The following is a 17,821-nucleotide window of genomic DNA, read 5'->3' on the forward strand; positions in this document are numbered from 1 at the left end:
ATGAGTTCAATAGCCTTGATGCAAAATTTCTGAATTTTTTTATCGGCCTGAGGTCTGCTTGCTCATTTTCACATATTACATGTTTCACAGCTTTTGGGACAAACCTATATAGAGGAGGTGAAGGCATGGTACGCGAAAGAAAAAATCCGTCTTCAGCCGCAGTCAGCGCTGCAAGCATGAAAGGAAATGCAGGCCCGGACTATAAGAAGGAAGATGCGGGCGGCAAAAGGACTAGCCAGAACCAGCAGTACAAAAAACATAATATGGGCGGTCCTGATCATCACTAAAACATTAAAAAGCGGGTATAGATTTTCGTTACTTTAAGAAGGATAAAAATAAAAATCCAAAGGAGGCGCCAGCATGCAGAATCAACAGGGAATGACAACCCCGCCGCCCGTCATTTCAACAAAAGATCATCTATATTTGCAAGATATGCTGCACTGGAATTTGCTTGCGATGAAAAAAGCGCACTTTTTGGCAGAGCAGTGCCAGGATCAGTCGCTTAAAACAGAGCTTGACCGCGTCGGACAAATGCATCATCATCACTACAATGTGATCATGGAGCAGCTCAATCAGAATCAAAACCAAAACCCGTCAGCATACATGCAATAGGAGGAGCAAATAATGAATCAGCAAAACCAGCAGAAAATCGGCAATCAGGAAACACCTGTGCCAAATACGAGCGCGATGAATGACAGGGATTTTGTCAATGAGATATTGACAACCGAAAAATATATCACGTCCTCATATTCTACGGCACTGAATGAATTGAGCCATGAGTCGCTTTACCAGGCGATTCAGCCTCTGTTTAATGAAGCGCAAAACAGCCAGCGCAGGCTGTATCAAGTCATGTTTCAAAACGGCTGGTACAAAGTGGAGGCCGAGGATGCTCAGAAAATCCAGCAGACATACCAGCAGTTTCAATCTACACTTCAAAGCCAGTCGCCTTATCAACAAAATCAATAAACCGAAAATAAGCAGAGATTGCTCCGAATCTCTGCTTATTTTTGCGCGCGGTTGGCTTCATTCATTTTTTTAATGTTTTGAATCACTTCTTTGATGTCCTGTTTGGCATCTGGATATGTCCCATTCCAATGCTTGGCGAGCGGCGGCATGCTTTTGGCGATATGGTTATAGATGATCCACATTCTCACCTGTTCTTTCAGCTCTTCATTCGTTTCACCCAAAAGCAGCTCTGTATATTTTTCAACCAGGCCGTCCAGCTGCTGCTGAAGTTTTTGCACTCATGACACCCTTTCTTTCCGCTTTTTTCTCGGGCATGTGCTGCATGTGACACCGTGTTGGTCTGTAGCATAATACAAGCAGCACGTAGCCCGTATCCGATCGTCTGCATCATGACCGGGGTAAAACCTTCCGAGCGGGTTTTCGTCAGCGTCCTCTTCAAAAAGGCCGGGCTGTGCTTCATATAGCAGAAAATGAAAATCTTGCGCAGCCTGTTCTCTCAGCTTTAAATCCGTCATCTCCGTCTGAAGTGTTTCATACATCCAAAACAGATAAACCGCAATGTTTTCCCAGAGAATCTGCTTAGAAACCGAACAAGCCCTGCGGCAGGCAGCGATCAGTCGGCCGACATGATTCCTGAAGATGCCTTCCGTTAATTGTTCAAGCGCTTCCCTGCGGTTTCCTTCTACCGGCTCAGCTCCCTCCGCAAAATAAAACAAAGGCGCCCACCCTTCATCATCGCCTTCAATTTCCCACGACATGGAGGCCGGGCTTCTCGGTAAGCGTTTTCCGTAAACGGTAAACAGGTAGAAATGCATTACTGCAAGCATGCCGCAGCGCTTTATCATCATTGAAGCCGCGACTTTTTGATTCGGGGCGTTCAGCCGGTCTTTAATATCTTGTACATAGCTTCTCAAAAAATCCTCATTCAAAAGCATGCTTCCTTTAACAGATAATAAGGAGCCGGTCTGCTTCGTTCCGAGACGAAAACGAAGCAATGACTCGAGCTCCTCTTTCTTTAAATTAAGCATGTGACTCAGCCACCTGCTGCACGATACATCTTCCTCTCCCGTACGGAATGCAGTGAGGTGTGCCAAAAAGCGGATCTTTCGTCACTTCACAGTCCATTTCAAAAACGTCCTGTACAAGCTGGCAGTTAATAATCGTTTCAGGCCGGCCTTCCGCATAGATCTGCTTATCTTTAATCGCCACCAGATGATGGGCATAGCGGCAGGCGAGGTTCAAATCATGAAGGACCATCACAATCGTGCGCTTTTCGTGTTCGTTCAATTCAAACAACAGGTCCAAAATTTCAATTTGGTGCGTCATATCCAAATATGTTGTCGGTTCATCCAGCAAAATGATATCCGTTTCCTGTGCAAGCGTCATCGCAATCCAGGCGCGCTGGCGCTGGCCGCCAGACAATGAATCGACCGTGCGCTCCGCGAGCTCTTCCATCCTTGTCGCTTTCAATGCCTTGCTTACAGCCTCTTCATCTTCTGCCGACCACTGCTTGAGCCAGTTTTGGTAAGGGTATCTCCCCTGCTTGACGAGTTGGAGAACGGTCAAACCTTCCGGAGCAGACGGCCCTTGAGGCAGAATCGCGAGCTCCTTTGCGACTTCTTTCGTCGGAAGCTTGGCGATGGAGCTCCCCTCTAGCAGCACAGAGCCTCCCTTTGGCTTCATCAAACGCGCGAGAGACCGAAGGAGAGTCGATTTACCGCAGCCGTTGCTGCCGATAAATACGGTGATTTCACCTTTTGGGATCGTTAAGTTTAACTCGTCAATAATGATTGTTTCTCCATAACCTAAGCTTAACGTTTCTGTTGAAATGGCACTCATAAATGAAATCTCTCCTTTTATTGGTTTCTGCTTTTATAGAGCAAGTAGATAAAGTAGGGAGCGCCGATCGCAGCCGTAAACACGCCTGCGGGCACTTCAACAGGAGAAAAGAGCGTTCTCCCGATGATATCGGCAATCAGCACCAATAGGCCTCCGATCAGCGCTGCAACTGGCAATAGGGCTCCGAATGACGAGCCGACAAGCCTTCTTGCGATATGCGGGGCCATCAGACCGACAAATCCGACAGTTCCCGAAAAAGCAACAGCGATTCCGGCAAAAGCCGTGCTCAAAAGGAGGAGCAAAAAGCGGTTACGCTGAACTGAACTCCCCACTCCTGTCGCGAGTTCTTCCCCGAGCGTCTGAATGTTGATGTTTCTGGCAGCGACTGCGCAAATCAGCAAAAGGACTAGTGCAGCCGGTATTAAAATGTTCACATCCTGCCAGTTGGACCCATATACTGATCCGGTAATCCAGACGTTCGCCTGAGACATTCTGTAAATCGGGCCTTTTATCATAAACAAGGTGGTCAATGACTGGGCAAGCATCGAAAATCCGATCCCGATCAACACGAGCCGAAAGGTCGAAGCGCCGTTTTTATAAGACAGAAAATAAACGAGCATTCCGGCAAGGGCCGCGCCGATAAATGCGGCGACAGGGAGCCAGCTGATGCTGACCGTAAGCGCATTGCTTTTATTTGAAAACAGCATTAAAAACAAAACAACGGCAACGGATGCTCCGCCTGTCACACCGATGATGTCGGGAGAAGCAAGCGGGTTGCGAATCAGACCTTGAAGGATCGAACCTGCTGCCGCCAGACAAATTCCTGCAAACAAAGCAACCAAAATCCGCGGCATTCTGAAGGACATGATGATCAGTTCATCCCCCGGATCTCCGAAGCCAAAAAACGTTTTCGCGACGGCCCCCGGAGAAATAAAACGCTCGCCGATCCCCGCGCTGAGCACAATGGCACACGCTGTCAACAGCAATAAGATGATGAGCGAAAACAGCGCTTTTCTCCCAATTAAAAATGAAATGCTGCCTTTTCCAATCCTAAGTATGCGATAGTTCTTCAATTCTGGAACCCCCTTCTCGCAATATACACAAAAATGGGTGTTCCGATAATGGCTGTCATGACGCCGACCGGCACTTCTTCAGGCATGATCAGGTACCTTGCTCCGATATCAGCGGTGACGAGCAAAATCGCGCCCAATACGGCACAAAACGGAAGAATCCAGCGATGGTCATTGCCGACGATAAATTTTGCAAAATGCGGGATGACAATGCCGATAAAACCAATCGGTCCGGCAACAGCGACAGAGCCTCCGGCAAGCAAGATAATCGACAGCGCCATCAGCGCTTTGATCAGCCATGTTTTCTGGCCAAGGCTTTTGGCCACATCTTCTCCCATCGTCAATACATTGATTTTGGGACTCAATAGAAAGCTGATCATAAATGCCGGTACGATATATGGGAGGACCGAGATTAAAAGGCTGAGGTCGCGCCCTTGTACAGAGCCTGCGAGCCAAAATAACGCCTGTTCAAGCGCTGCCTCATTAACGGAAAGCATCCCCTGTGTCAGCGATGAAAACAGAGCGGACATCGCCGCCCCCGCAAGGGTCAGCTTTACCGGAGTCAGCCCTTCTCTGCCAAGGGAACCGACAAAATAGACGACCAACGCAGCAAATGCAGCGCCAAAAAATGAGATCCATGCGATCGCCTGAAGCGTGCCGACATTAAAGAAAAACAGTGCACCGACAACAAAGAATCCGGCTCCCGCATTTACGCCGAATATACCGGGGGACGCCAAGGGGTTTTTCGTCATCGCCTGCATCAAAGCTCCTGCAACCCCGAGCGAAGCGCCGACAGTGGCAGCAATCAATGCCCGCGGCAATCGCACATTTTTCAGCACAAGGTGTTCGTTAGAGCCGCTGAAATCGGTAAACGCCTGATAGGCCATCGTCCAAGACGTATTCGTGTAACCGTATACGACGCTGGCGCAAACGGCGGCAATAAGAATCAAAATAAAAGCCAGTAGTGCGATTGTTCTATATTTATTCGTTCTTAAGAGCATAAATTAAAATTCTCCTAGTTTGACTAAAACATCTAATGGTTATTGTATCAGATAACACTGATCTTGAAAATCATTTTCAATTAACAATTGACAAAATTCCAATCGAAAATTAAGATCATGATGAATGACTTACTACTGCTAAGGAGGACAAACATGAAGAAATGGTCAATGGCTGGATTCATCGCTTTGTTAGCGATTTCAATTCTTGCGGCCTGCAGCGGCGGCAAAGAAAACACTTCAGACAGTGAAGGAAATAAAGATACAATAACCGTTAAGCATGCAATGGGTACAGAGGATCAGGCACCGGCTGATCCAAAAAGGGTAGTCGTCCTGACAAATGAAGGAACAGAAGCTCTGTTGGAACTCGGCATTAAACCGGTGGGCGCAGTCAAATCTTGGACAGGCGATCCTTGGTATCATCATATTAAAGATGAGATGAAAGACGTTAAAGAAGTCGGCCTTGAAGGCGAACCGAACATTGAGGCGATTGCCGAACTGAAGCCTGATTTGATCATCGGCAATAAAATGAGGCATGAAAAGATTTATGACAAGCTGGAAAAAATCGCTCCGACTGTCTTCTCTGAAACGCTCCGCGGCGAATGGAAAGACAACTTTTCTCTCTATGCAAAGGCGGTAAACAAAGAAGAAAAAGGGAAAGAAATTTTAGAAGATTTCGATAAAAAAGTCGGCGATCTAAGCGATAAGCTCGGCGACCAGAAAGAGAAACGGGTGTCGGTTGTCAGATTTATGGCCGGCCAATCAAGGATTTATTATAAAGATTCATTCTCAGGGATTATTTTGCAGCAGCTTGGCTTTAAATTTCCCGAAAAGCAGGACAAGCTGTTTGAGAAACAAGACGATAAATTTGCTTTTATGACGGAAAACAAAGAATCGATTCCTGAGATGGATGGCGATGTCCTGTTTTATTTCACATATAAACCTTCCGAAAGCAAAAAAGACGCTGAAACATGGCAAAACGATTGGACCAGCGATCCGCTTTGGAAAAAGCTGAACGCTGTAAAATCCGGAAACGCGCATGAAGTCGATGATGCCATCTGGACGACGGCCGGCGGCGTAAAAGCGGCTTACCTGTTCCTCGATGACATTGAAAAATACTTTTTAAAATCGTAACTTGTCGTCAGGATTTTCTATCCAGGCTGCAAAAGGAGCATTTCCCAGGTGGAAATGCTCCTTTATGATTTTCCCGTATATACTTTTGATGTCCCGTCCGGCCATTTCACCTGGAGCTGAAATTGGTCATACCTTTCGTCCAGATTAAAAGCCTCCAGCACATTGCGGATGACCGCTGACTCTGAATCGGATGTAGCGATGGAAAGCTCGGTCAGTACCATTTTCATTTCGTTTAACGCTTCTTCCCCTTCGCGGTCAGCGCCGTTCAGCTTGTCTTTGATTTCAGCTTCTTCCCGCTCCTGCCTGGAATACTTCGCTTCAAACATATTATGCTTTCCGTTCCCATAGTTCACTTTTAAAGCAAACACATCATAAGGTACGTCTTTCACATCTGAAACAGGTGCACCTTCAGCGGCCGCTTCCTTGCCTTCTGCATGCTCTTCCGCTGCCGTCTGACAGCCGTTCATCAAGATGATGAGCACAGCAAAACAGGCGATCCGAAATAAGTTCATACAGTTCATCTCCTATATGCACATTATTCTTAGCTATGTCCACCTTTGCTGAAACTCATTCAAATAAGCGGCAAGGCTCTTTTTATGTCAGCGCTAAAAATGCTTCCGCATCCCGGACGGCCAGCTGAATTGCTTCTTCCCAGAAATCCCGCTTTGTCAAATCTGCGCCAAGATGCTTCATCGCCAGCTCTTCAACGGTCATGGAAGCTGTATCTTTTAAAAGCGCGATATACTTTTCTTCAAATGCACGCCCTTCTTTCAAGGCTTTCGCATAAATGCCGAGCGAAAACAGGTAGCCAAACGTGTAAGGGAAATTGTAAAACGGCACAGACGTAATGTAAAAGTGAAGTTTGGATGCCCAGAAATAGGGATGATACTCGCCCAGCGCTCCGCAAAACGCTTCTTTTTGGGCTTCTTCCATCAGCTCATTCAGTCTGCTGACAGAGACGACGCCGTTTTTGCGTTCAGCATAGAAGCGGGTCTCAAATAAAAACCTTGCATGGATATTCATAAAGAAGGCGACGCTTCGCTGCACTTTATCTTCCAGGAGAACGAGCTTTTCATCATCTGAATCAGCCTGCTTTAAAGCGGCGTCTGCTGCGATCATTTCCGCAAATGTCGAGGCCGTTTCCGCCACATTCATTGCATACGCTCTGTTCAACGGTCTTTCGTCAAGGATCGCCTCTTGATGAAAGGCGTGGCCAAGCTCATGGGCAAGGGTTGATACGTTCGACGGACTCCCAGCGAATGTCATAAATATTCTCGATTGACCGCTGTCCGGAAAATTGGCGCAAAAGCCGCCGGGCCGTTTGCCGCTCCTGTTTTCCGCCTCAATCCATCTGTCTCTGAACGCCTTCTCCGTAAAGGCAGAAAGCTTTTTCCCGAATGTATCAAATTGGTCTGTGATAAAACCGGCTGCTTCATCATATGAATATTCCTTTGCAGCCGAGCCGACCGGAACGTCGACATCATACCAGCTCAAACGTTCCAAGCCAAGCAGTGATGCTTTTCGCGAGAGATAGTCTGCAAACGGCTGTTTATGGTCGTTAATGACTTCCCACATCACATCAAGGGTTTCCTGCTTCATCCGATTGATATCAAGCGGCTCTTTCAGCACATTGTCCCAGCCCCTGGCCTTGTACACGTTTAATCTGAAGCCCGCCAGATGATTCAGCGTGCTGCTTAGCAAATCTGCGTGCTGCACCCATGCATGGTCTAGATTTTTAAAAACGGAACGGCGGATGTTCCGATCAGGCTTTGAAGTCAGATTCTGCGCCTGTCCGACTGAGAGGATTTTCGTTTCCCCATCTTCTTCATAAGGAATCTGGATCTGATTGATGATGCTGTTGTACAGATCCCCCCATGCATGATATCCATCGACAGACAGCCCTTGGATCAGTGTTTCCTGCTCGGCTCCAAGCTTTTCTGTCACCCGTGTTCTTCTTTCATTTAAAACATAGGCGATTTCTGACATCTCTTCGTCTTTCAGAATCGTTTCCCAGTCCTCATTCGACACTTTAGCAAGCTTGCCGTCTAAAACGACCAAGACCTTTTGAAAATCTGACATGAGCTGGGTTACTTCAAAATTGAGGGCGTTCGCCTTTAAATCTGTCGTGTCCTGTGCTTGCAGACAGCCGACATACGCGTTCGACTCCCGGATTTTAACATCGATTTTTTCAAAAAGCGCAAGCGCCTCTTTCAGTCCGCTCAGGTCCGTTTTTGATACACGAAGATCATCAGCCTTTTCTTTAAAAGAAACAAGCATCGTTTTGATCTCTTTTAAATGATTCCGAAAAGCCGCTGAGTCGCTCCCGCCTTTAAAAAAAACGTCCAGATCCCACGTATCCTTGAGATGATGATATGCCACCTGATCTCCCCCCTTTTTTTGTCACGTTTCCATTATAAGATAATTTTACCTTTTCAGGGTAAAAAAATAAGCGGCCGGATGATGAACCGGCACACTTTTTGTATTTCCTACAGCTGACGCAGCCGCTTTACAGCATAGCTTGCAGTCGCCAATCCAAGCAGGCCAAAGACGAATAAGAAAAGCCCGCTTTTATTCTGGTGATCTCCTTGAACTGCCGCCTCTCCGGCCGTAAATCCGTCATTTCCAGGCTGTTCAGCGATCTGCAGAGACTGAAGCAGTCTGCCGTCTTCCCCTTTAATTTGCAGCATTCCGTCGCTATCCACCCATTCATTCAGCACTTCGCCTTTCTTTTTTGTGACAAATAAAGGATTTTTCAGTTTAAGACTTGTTCCGTCTTTTGCTGTAAACTGACTGCCCTTTTCGTAAGCAGCGGTCTCAAAACCGTTGAATCCTTCATCCAAAAGCGCTTCTGTATCCCTGTACATCATATTTTGATTATCTGCCTTCATAACAACGGCGATCAAATTGAGTCGGTCCCGCGTCGCTGTCGTTACAAGGGTGTGCTTTGACTCGTTCACGAAACCGTTTTTGCCGCCGGTTATTCCTTGATAAGGAATCTCCCCCGTCAGCATCCGGTGGTGGTTTTTCAAGATCGTGTCCCATGTCTGGCCGTGCCAGGCCGTTTGCTTCTGTGAGAAAAGCTTGCGAAAAGTCTTGTTGCCCATGGCATATTGCGTGATTTTCGCCATGTCGGCGGACGTTGTGTAATGCTCCTTGTCAAATAACCCGTGGGGATTCGTAAAATGAGTGTCTCTAGCTCCTGCACGCTCGGCGACAAACGCGTTCAAGTCGTCCGCAAATTGTTTTACACTGCCGCTCAAATGTTCAGCAATCGCCGTTCCTGCGTCGTTTCCGGAATTCATTAAAAGGCCTTGAAGAAGGCGTTTTAATGGAACGATTTCCCCTTCTTCCAAATAAACGCTTGTCCCTTCCGTATCAGCGGCTCTTTTGCTGACCTTCACATCATCTTTTAAATGTCCCTTTTCAATCGCGTAAATCGCCGTAGCAATTTTCGTAATGCTGGCAGGATACATTTTTTTGCGGCTGTTTTTTTCATAAATGACCTGTCCTGACTTCGCATCGATCAATATCGCGGAAACGCTTTTCATTTCTATTTTATTTTTTTCTCCTGCTTTTGCCGAACTATGAAAAAACATCGTCAAACATAGTACAATACTGAACAGGAGGGATAGCTTAGCATTCATCGTGTCACCCTGCCTTCGGTAAAGCTGCCGATTGTTAAATAAATCTGCAAAATTTTCAAAAATAGGTCTTTTAGCACTTTCTAAATTCTATCAATTACACGTATCACCTGACAAGGATTATTTGTCGACAAGCCAAATGATTGAACGGAGGACACCCATTTGAAAAGGAAAATCGCAATCGTCACTGGAGCCACTAGCGGATTTGGTTTATTGACCGCTTTAAGACTCACCAGCACCCATTTTGTGATTGCGGCAGCGAGGCATCCTGAAAAAGCGGAGATGTTGCGAAAACGAATAGCGGAGCTTTCGGCGGAATCTTCGATTGCCGTCACGGAACTGGACGTCACAAAAGAGCCATCCATTTCATCATTCTCTGAAAAGCTGAAGCAATACGGAACCGTCGATCTTCTCGTCAATAATGCAGGAACGGCTTACGGAGGTTTCGCAGAGGAGCTTTCTCTTGATAATTACAGAAAACAGTATGAAACCAACCTGTTCGGTTTAATCGCCGTCACTAAAGCCGTTCTTCCATATATGAAGAAAAACGGAGGCGCCAAAATCATCAATATCAGCAGCATCAGCGGACAGATCGCTTTTCCGGCATTTTCACCTTATGCCTCTTCCAAACATGCGGTCGAAGGTTTTTCAGAAAGTCTCCGCCTGGAGCTTCGCCCGTTCGGAATCGATGTCGCCGTTGTCCAGCCGGGCTCTTACAAGACGGCGATTTGGGAAACGTCGTTTGCAAATCAGGTCGCCGCGCCTGAAGCCGGCTCTCGGTACAGCACATATTTTGAACAGATTTCCGCCTACATTGCGGCAAACCGCAAAAACGATGGAGACCCTGAAGACGTGGCAGAGCTGATCTTTCACCTTGCAGCAAAAAAGCGGCTTAAAAGGCTACGCTATCCGATCGGCAAAGGCGTCCGCCTGCTGATCTTCTGCCACGCCATCCTGCCATGGCGGTTTTGGGAATGGGCGGTCACAAAAAATCTGTTTAAATAAGGTTATTTAAAATAATTATAATTTAGTATTTATTTTAATTTTATATTTGTTATAATATAATTAACAAATGAAAAAACACAAGGAGGACATATTACATGATCTCACAACAATTAAAACAGCAAAATCCTGTACTTGAAAACGCAATGAATACGAATTTATCAAACTGGTTTATCCTCTATACGAAGCTTCACCGCTTCCATTGGTATGTGAAAGGGCCGCATTTCTTCACCCTGCACGAAAAATTTGAAGAGCTTTACAACCACGCTGCGGAAACGGCTGATGTCATTGCGGAACGATTGCTGGCGATCGGCGGACACCCGCTCGCAACCATGAAAGACTATCTTGATCACGGCACCATTTCAGATTCCGGCGCTGAAAAAACAGCTTCTGACATGGTATCCGCATTGATCAGCGACTACCGTCAAATCCGCAATGAGATTCAGCATACAATCGAACTTGCCGAAGAAAAATCAGATCATGCCACCGCTGACCTTTATATCGCCTTAACAGAGGAAATTGATAAGCAAGTGTGGATGCTTTCTTCATTTTTGGACGAGTAATATTAAAAAGCCATGGCAATCCGCCATGGCTTTTATTTATGATTTGCTTTTCGCAAGCTTTGCTTTCAATGTTTTTTCCTTGCCGTTTCTCAGCACTTCAAATGTTACAGTGTCTCCCGCTTTCACTTCGGTATAAAGAATTTTTCTGAGATCGGAAGTGGTTTCAACTTTTTTGCCGTTCATTTTTGTGATGACATCGCCTGCTTTCATGCCTGCTTGCTCTGCCGGAGATTTTGACGATACTTTATCGACATACACGCCGGTGTTGAGCTGATCCCCAAAGAGCCCCAGCGTATTTGTCTGATATTGCTCAGGAACCTGCTGCATATCGATCATTTGAACGCCTAAGAACGGCCGTTCCACTTTTCCTTTTTCCAAAAGTTCATCAACGATCGGCTGGACATCATTGCTCGGGATGGCAAAGCCGAGTGATTCAACACCGCTTTGGCTGATCTTCATACTGTTAATGCCGATGACCTGCCCGCTGCCATTGATCAGAGGCCCGCCGCTGTTGCCCGGGTTGATTGCCGCATCTGTCTGAAGGACATTCATATCCCATTGCCCCTCGGATGTAGAGACTTCAATCGTCCGGTTGACACCGCTGATGATTCCTTCTGTAACCGTTCTTGAAAATTGGAGACCCAGAGGGTTTCCGATAGCGATTACTTTCTCTCCAGCCCGCAGTTTTGAAGAATCTCCAAAACTCGCAACCTTTTCAACACCTTTGCTGCTGATCTCTAAAACAGCCAGATCAGTTAATGCATCGCTGCCGACGATCTTGGCATCGGTCGTTTTCCCGCTGTATAAAGAAATGGTTACTTTTGAGGCGCCTTCAACAACATGGTTGTTTGTGATGACATAGGCTTTGTCGCCGTCTTTTTTAAAGATGACGCCTGATCCAGTGCCGCTTTCTTCGACATCATCTTCAGAGAAGCCGAAGCTGGTTTGTATATTTGAGACTCCGACAATCGCAGGCTCCAAATCTTCAACCATATCAGCTACATTATCGGCATCTGTTACAGGTTTCGCTGTAAAGTTCTGCGACTGTTTCGGTTCTGTTTGTTTTTCGCCTGCTGTTTCATTATGATGGTCGGCAGGCAGGTACGGGGAAATCCCCAATACAAGTCCGCCGCCGATGATGCCGCCCAAAATCGGACCCAGCCATGCGGCCTTGCGCCGTTTTTCTTTTGCGGTTCTTGTTTCTCTGCCGCTTTCCAAAGCTGCAGCTGTTTCTTTATGAGTAAGATCTGACTGATCATCTGCATCCTTTTTTAAAATCAGCTCGGGTTCCTTTTCCGGCTGTTCCGAGTTTTGCTCCTCAGAAGCCGCCGTTTGCGGTATCTTTGCCTCTTCTTGCTGCGGCTGTTCGTTTTCATTTTTTTGTTCGTCATCGCGTCTAAAATCCATAAGCGTACACTTCCTTTATTTTTCTTGTCTTCAACTATCGCAAATGGCAGAAAGCTTTAACACTCACAAAAAAAGAGATACCCGACCGTATATTTTTCACATACCTGCATTTCCTTTCTTCCCTGATGAGTATCTTATCGAAACATTGTGGGATAAAAATGAAAAGAATATGTGAAATTATGAAAATTGACCAGACTTATGTTAAAACTAGTATAATGACGTTGAAAGGATGTGAACCGCCTTGTCATACACCATTTATCTAGTTGAAGATGAAGAGAATTTAAATGAATTGCTGACAAAATATTTAGAGAGTGAAGGCTGGCACGTCACTTCTTTTCTAAACGGTGAAAGTGCCAGGAAAAAAATCGGCCAGTCTCCTCATTTATGGATTCTCGATATCATGTTACCAGATATCGACGGCTATAAGCTAATAAAAGAAATAAAAAATGAGGATCCCGAGGTTCCCGTCATTTTCATTTCAGCGCGAGATGCGGATATCGACAGGGTGCTCGGGCTGGAGCTCGGCAGCAGCGACTACATATCCAAGCCGTTTCTTCCGCGGGAGTTGATCATCCGCGTTCAAAAGCTTCTTAAGCTGATTTATAAAGAAGATCCCGCAGCAAAGAAAAAAGGAACGGCCGTTTCCGGCTATGAAGTCTTTGAAGATTTAAGGGAAGTCTATGAAAAGGACACGATGATTAATCTGACGTCAAAGGAATTCGACCTTCTGCTCCTTTTTATGAACAATCAGGGCCGCGCCTTCTCAAGAGAGGATATTCTCACCCGAGTGTGGGGGGATGATTACTTCGGCACCGACAGGGTAGTGGACGACCTTGTCAGAAGACTGCGCAAAAAAATGCCTGAACTTAAAGTGGAAACCATCTATGGGTTTGGGTACAGGATGTTGAAATCATGAAAAATAAATCGCTCGCCTTTCAAATTTGGACGGTGATTTGCGGGATTTTATTAACCGTCTCGATTTTGTTGGTGTTTTTATTTTCCAACACCTTAAGAAACTTTTTTACAGATGAGATCTACACAAACATTGAAAATGAACAGCATGTGATGACGGAATACGGATTTTCGGGTTCACCCGAAAGAGACTTTGGCGAAGATAATGGCTCACGCAGTACAAACCGCCATGTACAGCACGTCTTGCTGCCTGAGAAAGGGACAGTCTACCAAAGCCCGCAGATTCTTCCCGATTCATTTATTGCCAAGGTGCAAAAACTGGGAAAGAGACAGGAGTCGTCTTCTAAAAGATATTCAGAGAATGTCGACGGGGAACACATTTTCTTTGTCCTTAAAAAAATCCAAACCCAGGATCAGACGTTTCTTTTATTGTCTTATGCGCTTGATTCATACAGGGATGGCTTAACCTATACACTGTTTAAACAGCTGCTGTTCATTCTGACAGTCGTTATTTTGCTGAGCTGGATTCCTTCCATTTGGCTGGCCAGATATTTATCAAGGCCGCTCGTGACGCTTGAAAAGCATGTCAAACGGATTTCCAAACAGGATTGGGATGATCCGGTCATTGTCGACAGGGAAGATGAAATAGGAAAACTAGGCCATACCATTGAGGATATGCGGCAGAAGCTGATTCAAAAAGATGAGACAGAGCGCACGCTCCTGCAAAACATCTCCCACGACCTGAAAACGCCCGTCATGGTCATCCGCGGATATACCCAGTCGATCAAAGACGGTATTTATCCTAAAGGAGATTTGCAAAATACGATTGAAGTCATTGAAGGTGAAGCTGAAAAGCTGGAAAAGAAAATCAAGGACCTGCTTTATCTCACAAAACTTGATTATTTGCTGAAACAGGAAAGACATTACGGAACTTTTAATATACAAGAGGTCATAAAAGAAGTTGTCGAACGCTTGAAATGGTCTAAAAAAGAATTGAACTGGAAGATTGATCTTGAAGAGGAAACCATGCTGACAGGTGATCAAGAACAATGGAGCAAGCTTATGGAAAATGTTCTTGAAAATCAAATCCGCTATGCGGAAACATTCATTGAAATCAGTGTGAAGTCTGCGAAAAAATATACGAAGATCACCATCAAAAATGACGGGCCTCACATTGAAGAAGAGATGCTTTCCAGCCTGTATGAGCCTTTTAATAAAGGGAAGAAAGGCGAATTCGGCATTGGACTCAGCATCGTGAAACGAATTCTGACGCTCCATCAAGCTGATATGACCATTCGAAACGATAAAACCGGTGTTTGCTACTCAATATCCGTTCCAAGAAATTAGACTGTAGACGCTGCAGTCTTTTTTTCATATAAACGAATACCCGTTAAAATCCCGATAGCTCGGTTTCACTGTTTTCTTTGGCTGCTTGATCCATTTCTTTTCTGACAGCACATGTTTAGGGTATTTGACTTTGTCCACTTTAATTCCCCGGCTGCGCAGGCGGCTGATCAACTCATCGATTTCTTTCATCAAACTTCACCCTTTCTCTGCAAATTTTGACCACTCGGTCACCTTACTTTATAATATAAATAATATCGAACAAAAAAACAAGTTACAATCTAGTTAAAATTATGACGGGACAAAAGAAGTGACCCGCCAGTCAGCATATTCGCCAACAAATTATGATGTCAACCTTTCAGGAAGGTGAAGACCGTGAGAGAAAAAGAGAAAGTCATTATCGAAACAGCCATTAAACTATTTGCCAAAAAAGGGTACAGCTCAACATCAGTGCAGGAAATTGCGAAAGAATGCCAAATCTCAAAAGGCGCTTTCTACATCTACTTCAAATCAAAAGAAGCGCTTCTCCTTTCAGTGCTCCACTATTACTATGATAGAATCTTTACCCGGCTCCAAAAAATTCAAGCGGAGTATGACAATCCGCGGGATGTTTACCGGAAACAGCTGACCGTTTTTTTCGAAAACATTCTCGAACACAAAGAGTTTATTACAATGCAATTTAATGAGCGGTCGATGCCGATCAATGAAGAGATTGAATCGTTCGCCAAAAAAATGCGGACGACGACTCTCCGGCTCCATATTGAAAACATCCAGAATATATACGGCAAAGACATTGAACCATACAGCGCCGAGCTTTGTTTTATGATCAACGGGATGAGCGATGTTTATCTTGAATTAATGATTTTGCTTCATCATTCTTTTGACCTTCACCTTCTCGCCGACCATTTGCTGAACCGCCTAGATGATTTGGCAAAGGGAATGCTGAAGCGAAACGAAAATCCGCTGATTTCGATCGACAAAGCGGACAAGTGGTTCGGCCCTTTTGACACGTTCGATCCGCTGAAGGAAGCCCTGCTCAAAGAAATGCGGATCAAAGCAGACAAGCGGTATCACAGCGCCCCGCCTTCCGACCTGACTGAAAGCCTTGATATTCTGGAAAAAGAACTGAGAAAACGAAAGCCCAAAAACGCCATCATCAAAGGGATGCTTGCGAATTTGAAGGAATTTGACGGCCTGCAAAAAGAAACGGATAAACTTGCAGAACTGATCAAAAAAGACCGGAGACATTCAGTTTGAAGGATGATCAACGGCTCTGATGGCGCGATCGATACATATAAAAACGGCCGCTGTTTACGGCCGTTTCAGATTGTTGACAAAATCCTAAAACGGTTTAAAGTTTTAGGATTTTGTCATCCTTTCAGCGTGATTGAAAACCCTTGCAGTCTAGGAAGGCCGAGCATCGGAGCGGAGCGAATGTTGGAATTCGTGAGCACCGACGCGCAGGCCTGACAACGAATGCGAGGGTTTGTCGACACGCTGAAACGGCTGCTGTTTACGGCCGTTTTATTTGTTATGCTTTCGGTTTCACCATTTCTTCAGGCTTCACAATCTCATCAAACTGCTTTTCGGTTAAAAGATTCAGCTTAAGAGCCGCTTCTTTCAGCGTCAATCCCTCTTTATGAGCCAGCTTCGCGATTTTCGCAGCATTTTCATAACCGATATGCGGATTTAAAGCTGTGACAAGCATAAGAGAGTTTGTCAGGTTCTTTTCAATTGTCTCCTGATTCGGTTCAATGCCCACGGCGCATTTGTCGTGGAATGAATTCATGCCGTCGGCAAGGAGCTGAACCGATTGCAGGAAATTATAAATGATGACCGGCTTAAAGACGTTTAATTCAAAATTCCCCTGGCTCGCCGCAAAACCGATCGTTGCGTCATTCCCCATGATTTGGGATACAACCATTGTCAGCGCTTCGCTTTGCGTAGGGTTTACTTTGCCCGGCATAATGGAGCTTCCCGGTTCATTTTCAGGAATGATCAGCTCGCCGATCCCGCAGCGCGGTCCGCTTGCCAGCCATCTGACATCATTGGCGATTTTCATAAGGTCTGCTGCAAGCGCTTTAAGTGAGCCATGTACGTGTGTCAGTTCATCATGGCTTGTCAGCGCATGAAATTTATTAGGCGAGCTTTTGAAAGACTGCCCTGTCAGACTGCTGATCTCTTCGGCAACAATGCTTCCGAATTCCGGATGAGCGTTGATCCCTGTACCAACCGCGGTTCCTCCAATGGCAAGGTCGCGGATTTTTTCCGCAGATTCAAGGATCATTTCTTTAGAGCGGTCAAGCATGTAAACCCAGCCGCTGATTTCCTGCCCCAATGTGAGCGGTGTCGCATCCTGCAGGTGGGTACGGCCGATTTTCACGACATCTTTAAAGGCTTCGGCTTTTTCATTCAGCGTGCTTCGCAAGCGGTCAACCGCCGGAACCAGCTTTTCGTGAATCGCGAGTACGGCCGCGACATGCATGGCTGTCGGGAATGTGTCATTTGAGCTTTGGCTGCGGTTGACATCATCATTCGGATGAATCTTAAAGCTTGAGCCTTTTTCCTGCAGATAGGCTGTGCCTCTGTTTGCCACGACTTCATTCATATTCATGTTGCTTTGCGTCCCGCTTCCAGTCTGCCAGACGACCAGCGGAAAATGGCTGTCATACTTTCCTTCTAAAATTTCATCACAAACGGAAACGATCGCATCTGATTTTTCTGCTTCAAGGTTTCCAAGCCGTTCATTCGCAATGGCAGCGCTTCTTTTTAAAATTGCAAACGCATACACAATTTCCTGCGGCATTTTCTCAGAACCGATTTTAAAGTTCTCCTTGCTTCGCTGGGTTTGGGCTCCCCAAAACTTATCGGCAGGAACCTTGATTTCACCCATCGTATCTTTTTCAATTCTATAATTCACTATGTATCCCTTCCTTCTCTAGTCT

20 protein-coding genes are annotated in these 17,821 nt (G+C 45.7%); 9 read left to right on the forward strand and 11 right to left on the reverse strand.

Going from position 1 to position 17,821, the window contains the following annotated elements; genetic code table 11:
- Positions 1-125 precede the first annotated feature (125 nt).
- The 3 genes from RBH91_RS18270 (at position 126) to RBH91_RS18280 (ending at position 966) form a co-directional block, all read left to right on the forward strand.
- Positions 126-287 (forward strand): YuzL family protein, encoded by a 162-nt coding sequence (locus RBH91_RS18270; RefSeq protein ID WP_076760736.1) that lies wholly within the window; start codon positions 126-128, stop codon positions 285-287.
- A 73-nt stretch (positions 288-360) separates the two neighbouring features.
- Positions 361-612, forward strand: coding sequence for a hypothetical protein (locus RBH91_RS18275; protein WP_076760737.1), 252 nt, complete (start codon positions 361-363; stop codon positions 610-612).
- A gap of 12 nt (positions 613-624) precedes the next feature.
- Complete coding sequence (locus RBH91_RS18280) at positions 625-966, forward strand: spore coat protein (protein ID WP_307892445.1); 342 nt, start codon at positions 625-627, stop codon at positions 964-966.
- A gap of 35 nt (positions 967-1,001) precedes the next feature.
- On the opposite strand, the gene RBH91_RS18285 is transcribed toward RBH91_RS18280, so the two are convergent.
- From RBH91_RS18285 to RBH91_RS18305, 5 genes are read right to left on the reverse strand one after another with little or no spacing between them, the layout of a single operon-like run.
- Positions 1,002-1,244: a YusU family protein gene (locus RBH91_RS18285; RefSeq protein ID WP_307892446.1), complete on the reverse strand. Its 243-nt coding sequence runs from the start codon at positions 1,242-1,244 to the stop codon at positions 1,002-1,004.
- The gene (locus tag RBH91_RS18290; RefSeq protein ID WP_307892447.1) at positions 1,245-1,994 is read right to left on the reverse strand and encodes an IucA/IucC family C-terminal-domain containing protein; all 750 of its coding nucleotides are present in this window, start codon (positions 1,992-1,994) and stop codon (positions 1,245-1,247) included.
- Entirely contained in the window at positions 1,987-2,805 is an 819-nt protein-coding gene (locus tag RBH91_RS18295) for an ABC transporter ATP-binding protein (protein ID WP_076760741.1), read from the reverse strand. Before RBH91_RS18295 ends, RBH91_RS18290 begins: the two co-directional genes overlap by 8 nt.
- Positions 2,806-2,822: 17 nt before the next feature.
- Positions 2,823-3,854, reverse strand: a complete 1,032-nt coding sequence (locus tag RBH91_RS18300; protein ID WP_239693714.1) for a FecCD family ABC transporter permease — start codon at positions 3,852-3,854, stop codon at positions 2,823-2,825.
- Between the two features lie 20 nt (positions 3,855-3,874).
- Entirely contained in the window at positions 3,875-4,876 is a 1,002-nt protein-coding gene (locus RBH91_RS18305; RefSeq protein ID WP_076760743.1) for a FecCD family ABC transporter permease, read from the reverse strand.
- 153 nt (positions 4,877-5,029) lie between these two features.
- On the opposite strand from RBH91_RS18305, the gene RBH91_RS18310 reads away from it, so the two are divergent.
- Positions 5,030-6,007: an ABC transporter substrate-binding protein gene (locus tag RBH91_RS18310; protein WP_307892448.1), complete on the forward strand. Its 978-nt coding sequence runs from the start codon at positions 5,030-5,032 to the stop codon at positions 6,005-6,007.
- A 62-nt stretch (positions 6,008-6,069) separates the two neighbouring features.
- Here RBH91_RS18310 and RBH91_RS18315 read toward each other — a convergent pair whose 3' ends face one another.
- The 3 genes from RBH91_RS18315 to RBH91_RS18325 all read right to left on the reverse strand — a co-directional run bounded on the left by RBH91_RS18315 (position 6,070) and on the right by RBH91_RS18325 (position 9,651).
- Positions 6,070-6,519: a YusW family protein gene (locus RBH91_RS18315; protein WP_307892449.1), complete on the reverse strand. Its 450-nt coding sequence runs from the start codon at positions 6,517-6,519 to the stop codon at positions 6,070-6,072.
- An 82-nt stretch (positions 6,520-6,601) separates the two neighbouring features.
- Entirely contained in the window at positions 6,602-8,386 is a 1,785-nt protein-coding gene (locus RBH91_RS18320) for a M3 family oligoendopeptidase (RefSeq protein ID WP_307892450.1), read from the reverse strand.
- Between the two features lie 107 nt (positions 8,387-8,493).
- Entirely contained in the window at positions 8,494-9,651 is a 1,158-nt protein-coding gene (locus RBH91_RS18325) for a D-alanyl-D-alanine carboxypeptidase family protein (RefSeq protein WP_307892451.1), read from the reverse strand.
- Between the two features lie 159 nt (positions 9,652-9,810).
- Here RBH91_RS18325 and RBH91_RS18330 point away from each other — a divergent pair, with 159 nt between their 5' ends.
- The gene (locus RBH91_RS18330) at positions 9,811-10,653 is read left to right on the forward strand and encodes an oxidoreductase (RefSeq protein ID WP_307892452.1); all 843 of its coding nucleotides are present in this window, start codon (positions 9,811-9,813) and stop codon (positions 10,651-10,653) included.
- Between the two features lie 95 nt (positions 10,654-10,748).
- Positions 10,749-11,213, forward strand: coding sequence for a Dps family protein (locus tag RBH91_RS18335; RefSeq protein WP_076760749.1), 465 nt, complete (start codon positions 10,749-10,751; stop codon positions 11,211-11,213).
- Between the two features lie 36 nt (positions 11,214-11,249).
- Here the strand turns inward: RBH91_RS18335 and RBH91_RS18340 are convergent, their stop codons facing one another.
- Positions 11,250-12,620 (reverse strand): S1C family serine protease, encoded by a 1,371-nt coding sequence (locus tag RBH91_RS18340; protein ID WP_307892453.1) that lies wholly within the window; start codon positions 12,618-12,620, stop codon positions 11,250-11,252.
- Positions 12,621-12,861: 241 nt separating this feature from the next.
- Here RBH91_RS18340 and RBH91_RS18345 point away from each other — a divergent pair, with 241 nt between their 5' ends.
- Both RBH91_RS18345 and RBH91_RS18350 read left to right on the forward strand, forming a co-directional pair.
- Positions 12,862-13,536, forward strand: coding sequence for a response regulator transcription factor (locus RBH91_RS18345; RefSeq protein WP_307892454.1), 675 nt, complete (start codon positions 12,862-12,864; stop codon positions 13,534-13,536).
- The gene (locus tag RBH91_RS18350; protein WP_307892455.1) at positions 13,533-14,879 is read left to right on the forward strand and encodes a two-component system sensor histidine kinase CssS; all 1,347 of its coding nucleotides are present in this window, start codon (positions 13,533-13,535) and stop codon (positions 14,877-14,879) included. The genes RBH91_RS18345 and RBH91_RS18350 overlap by 4 nt, the downstream gene beginning before the upstream one ends.
- 24 nt (positions 14,880-14,903) lie before the next feature.
- Here the strand turns inward: RBH91_RS18350 and spxO are convergent, their stop codons facing one another.
- A complete protein-coding gene (gene spxO / locus RBH91_RS18355) occupies positions 14,904-15,068 on the reverse strand; it encodes an anti-adapter protein SpxO (RefSeq protein WP_094777308.1) in 165 nt (54 codons plus the stop codon).
- 183 nt (positions 15,069-15,251) lie between these two features.
- Between spxO and RBH91_RS18360 the strand changes: the two genes are divergently transcribed.
- Positions 15,252-16,133 carry a TetR/AcrR family transcriptional regulator gene (locus tag RBH91_RS18360; RefSeq protein WP_307892456.1) on the forward strand — a complete coding sequence of 294 codons (882 nt, stop codon included), beginning with the start codon at positions 15,252-15,254 and terminating at the stop codon, positions 16,131-16,133.
- Positions 16,134-16,407: 274 nt separating this feature from the next.
- Here the strand turns inward: RBH91_RS18360 and fumC are convergent, their stop codons facing one another.
- Entirely contained in the window at positions 16,408-17,796 is a 1,389-nt protein-coding gene (fumC, locus tag RBH91_RS18365) for a class II fumarate hydratase (protein ID WP_307892457.1), read from the reverse strand.
- Positions 17,797-17,821 lie beyond the last annotated feature (25 nt).

Source organism: Bacillus swezeyi (assembly GCF_030908325.1).
GTDB classification, from domain to species: Bacteria; Bacillota; Bacilli; order Bacillales; family Bacillaceae; genus Bacillus; species Bacillus swezeyi.

Coding starts and splice junctions, on each gene's coding strand:
- spxO (WP_094777308.1), bottom strand. CDS start 15,068: ATGAAAGAAATCGATGAGTTGATCAGCCGCCTGCGCAGCCGGGGAATT.
- RBH91_RS18280 (WP_307892445.1), top strand. CDS start 625: ATGAATCAGCAAAACCAGCAGAAAATCGGCAATCAGGAAACACCTGTG.
- RBH91_RS18305 (WP_076760743.1), bottom strand. CDS start 4,876: ATGCTCTTAAGAACGAATAAATATAGAACAATCGCACTACTGGCTTTT.
- RBH91_RS18325 (WP_307892451.1), bottom strand. CDS start 9,651: ATGAATGCTAAGCTATCCCTCCTGTTCAGTATTGTACTATGTTTGACG.
- RBH91_RS18275 (WP_076760737.1), top strand. CDS start 361: ATGCAGAATCAACAGGGAATGACAACCCCGCCGCCCGTCATTTCAACA.
- RBH91_RS18335 (WP_076760749.1), top strand. CDS start 10,749: ATGATCTCACAACAATTAAAACAGCAAAATCCTGTACTTGAAAACGCA.
- RBH91_RS18350 (WP_307892455.1), top strand. CDS start 13,533: ATGAAAAATAAATCGCTCGCCTTTCAAATTTGGACGGTGATTTGCGGG.
- RBH91_RS18315 (WP_307892449.1), bottom strand. CDS start 6,519: ATGAACTTATTTCGGATCGCCTGTTTTGCTGTGCTCATCATCTTGATG.
- RBH91_RS18340 (WP_307892453.1), bottom strand. CDS start 12,620: ATGGATTTTAGACGCGATGACGAACAAAAAAATGAAAACGAACAGCCG.
- RBH91_RS18270 (WP_076760736.1), top strand. CDS start 126: ATGGTACGCGAAAGAAAAAATCCGTCTTCAGCCGCAGTCAGCGCTGCA.
- RBH91_RS18290 (WP_307892447.1), bottom strand. CDS start 1,994: ATGCTTAATTTAAAGAAAGAGGAGCTCGAGTCATTGCTTCGTTTTCGT.
- RBH91_RS18310 (WP_307892448.1), top strand. CDS start 5,030: ATGAAGAAATGGTCAATGGCTGGATTCATCGCTTTGTTAGCGATTTCA.
- RBH91_RS18295 (WP_076760741.1), bottom strand. CDS start 2,805: ATGAGTGCCATTTCAACAGAAACGTTAAGCTTAGGTTATGGAGAAACA.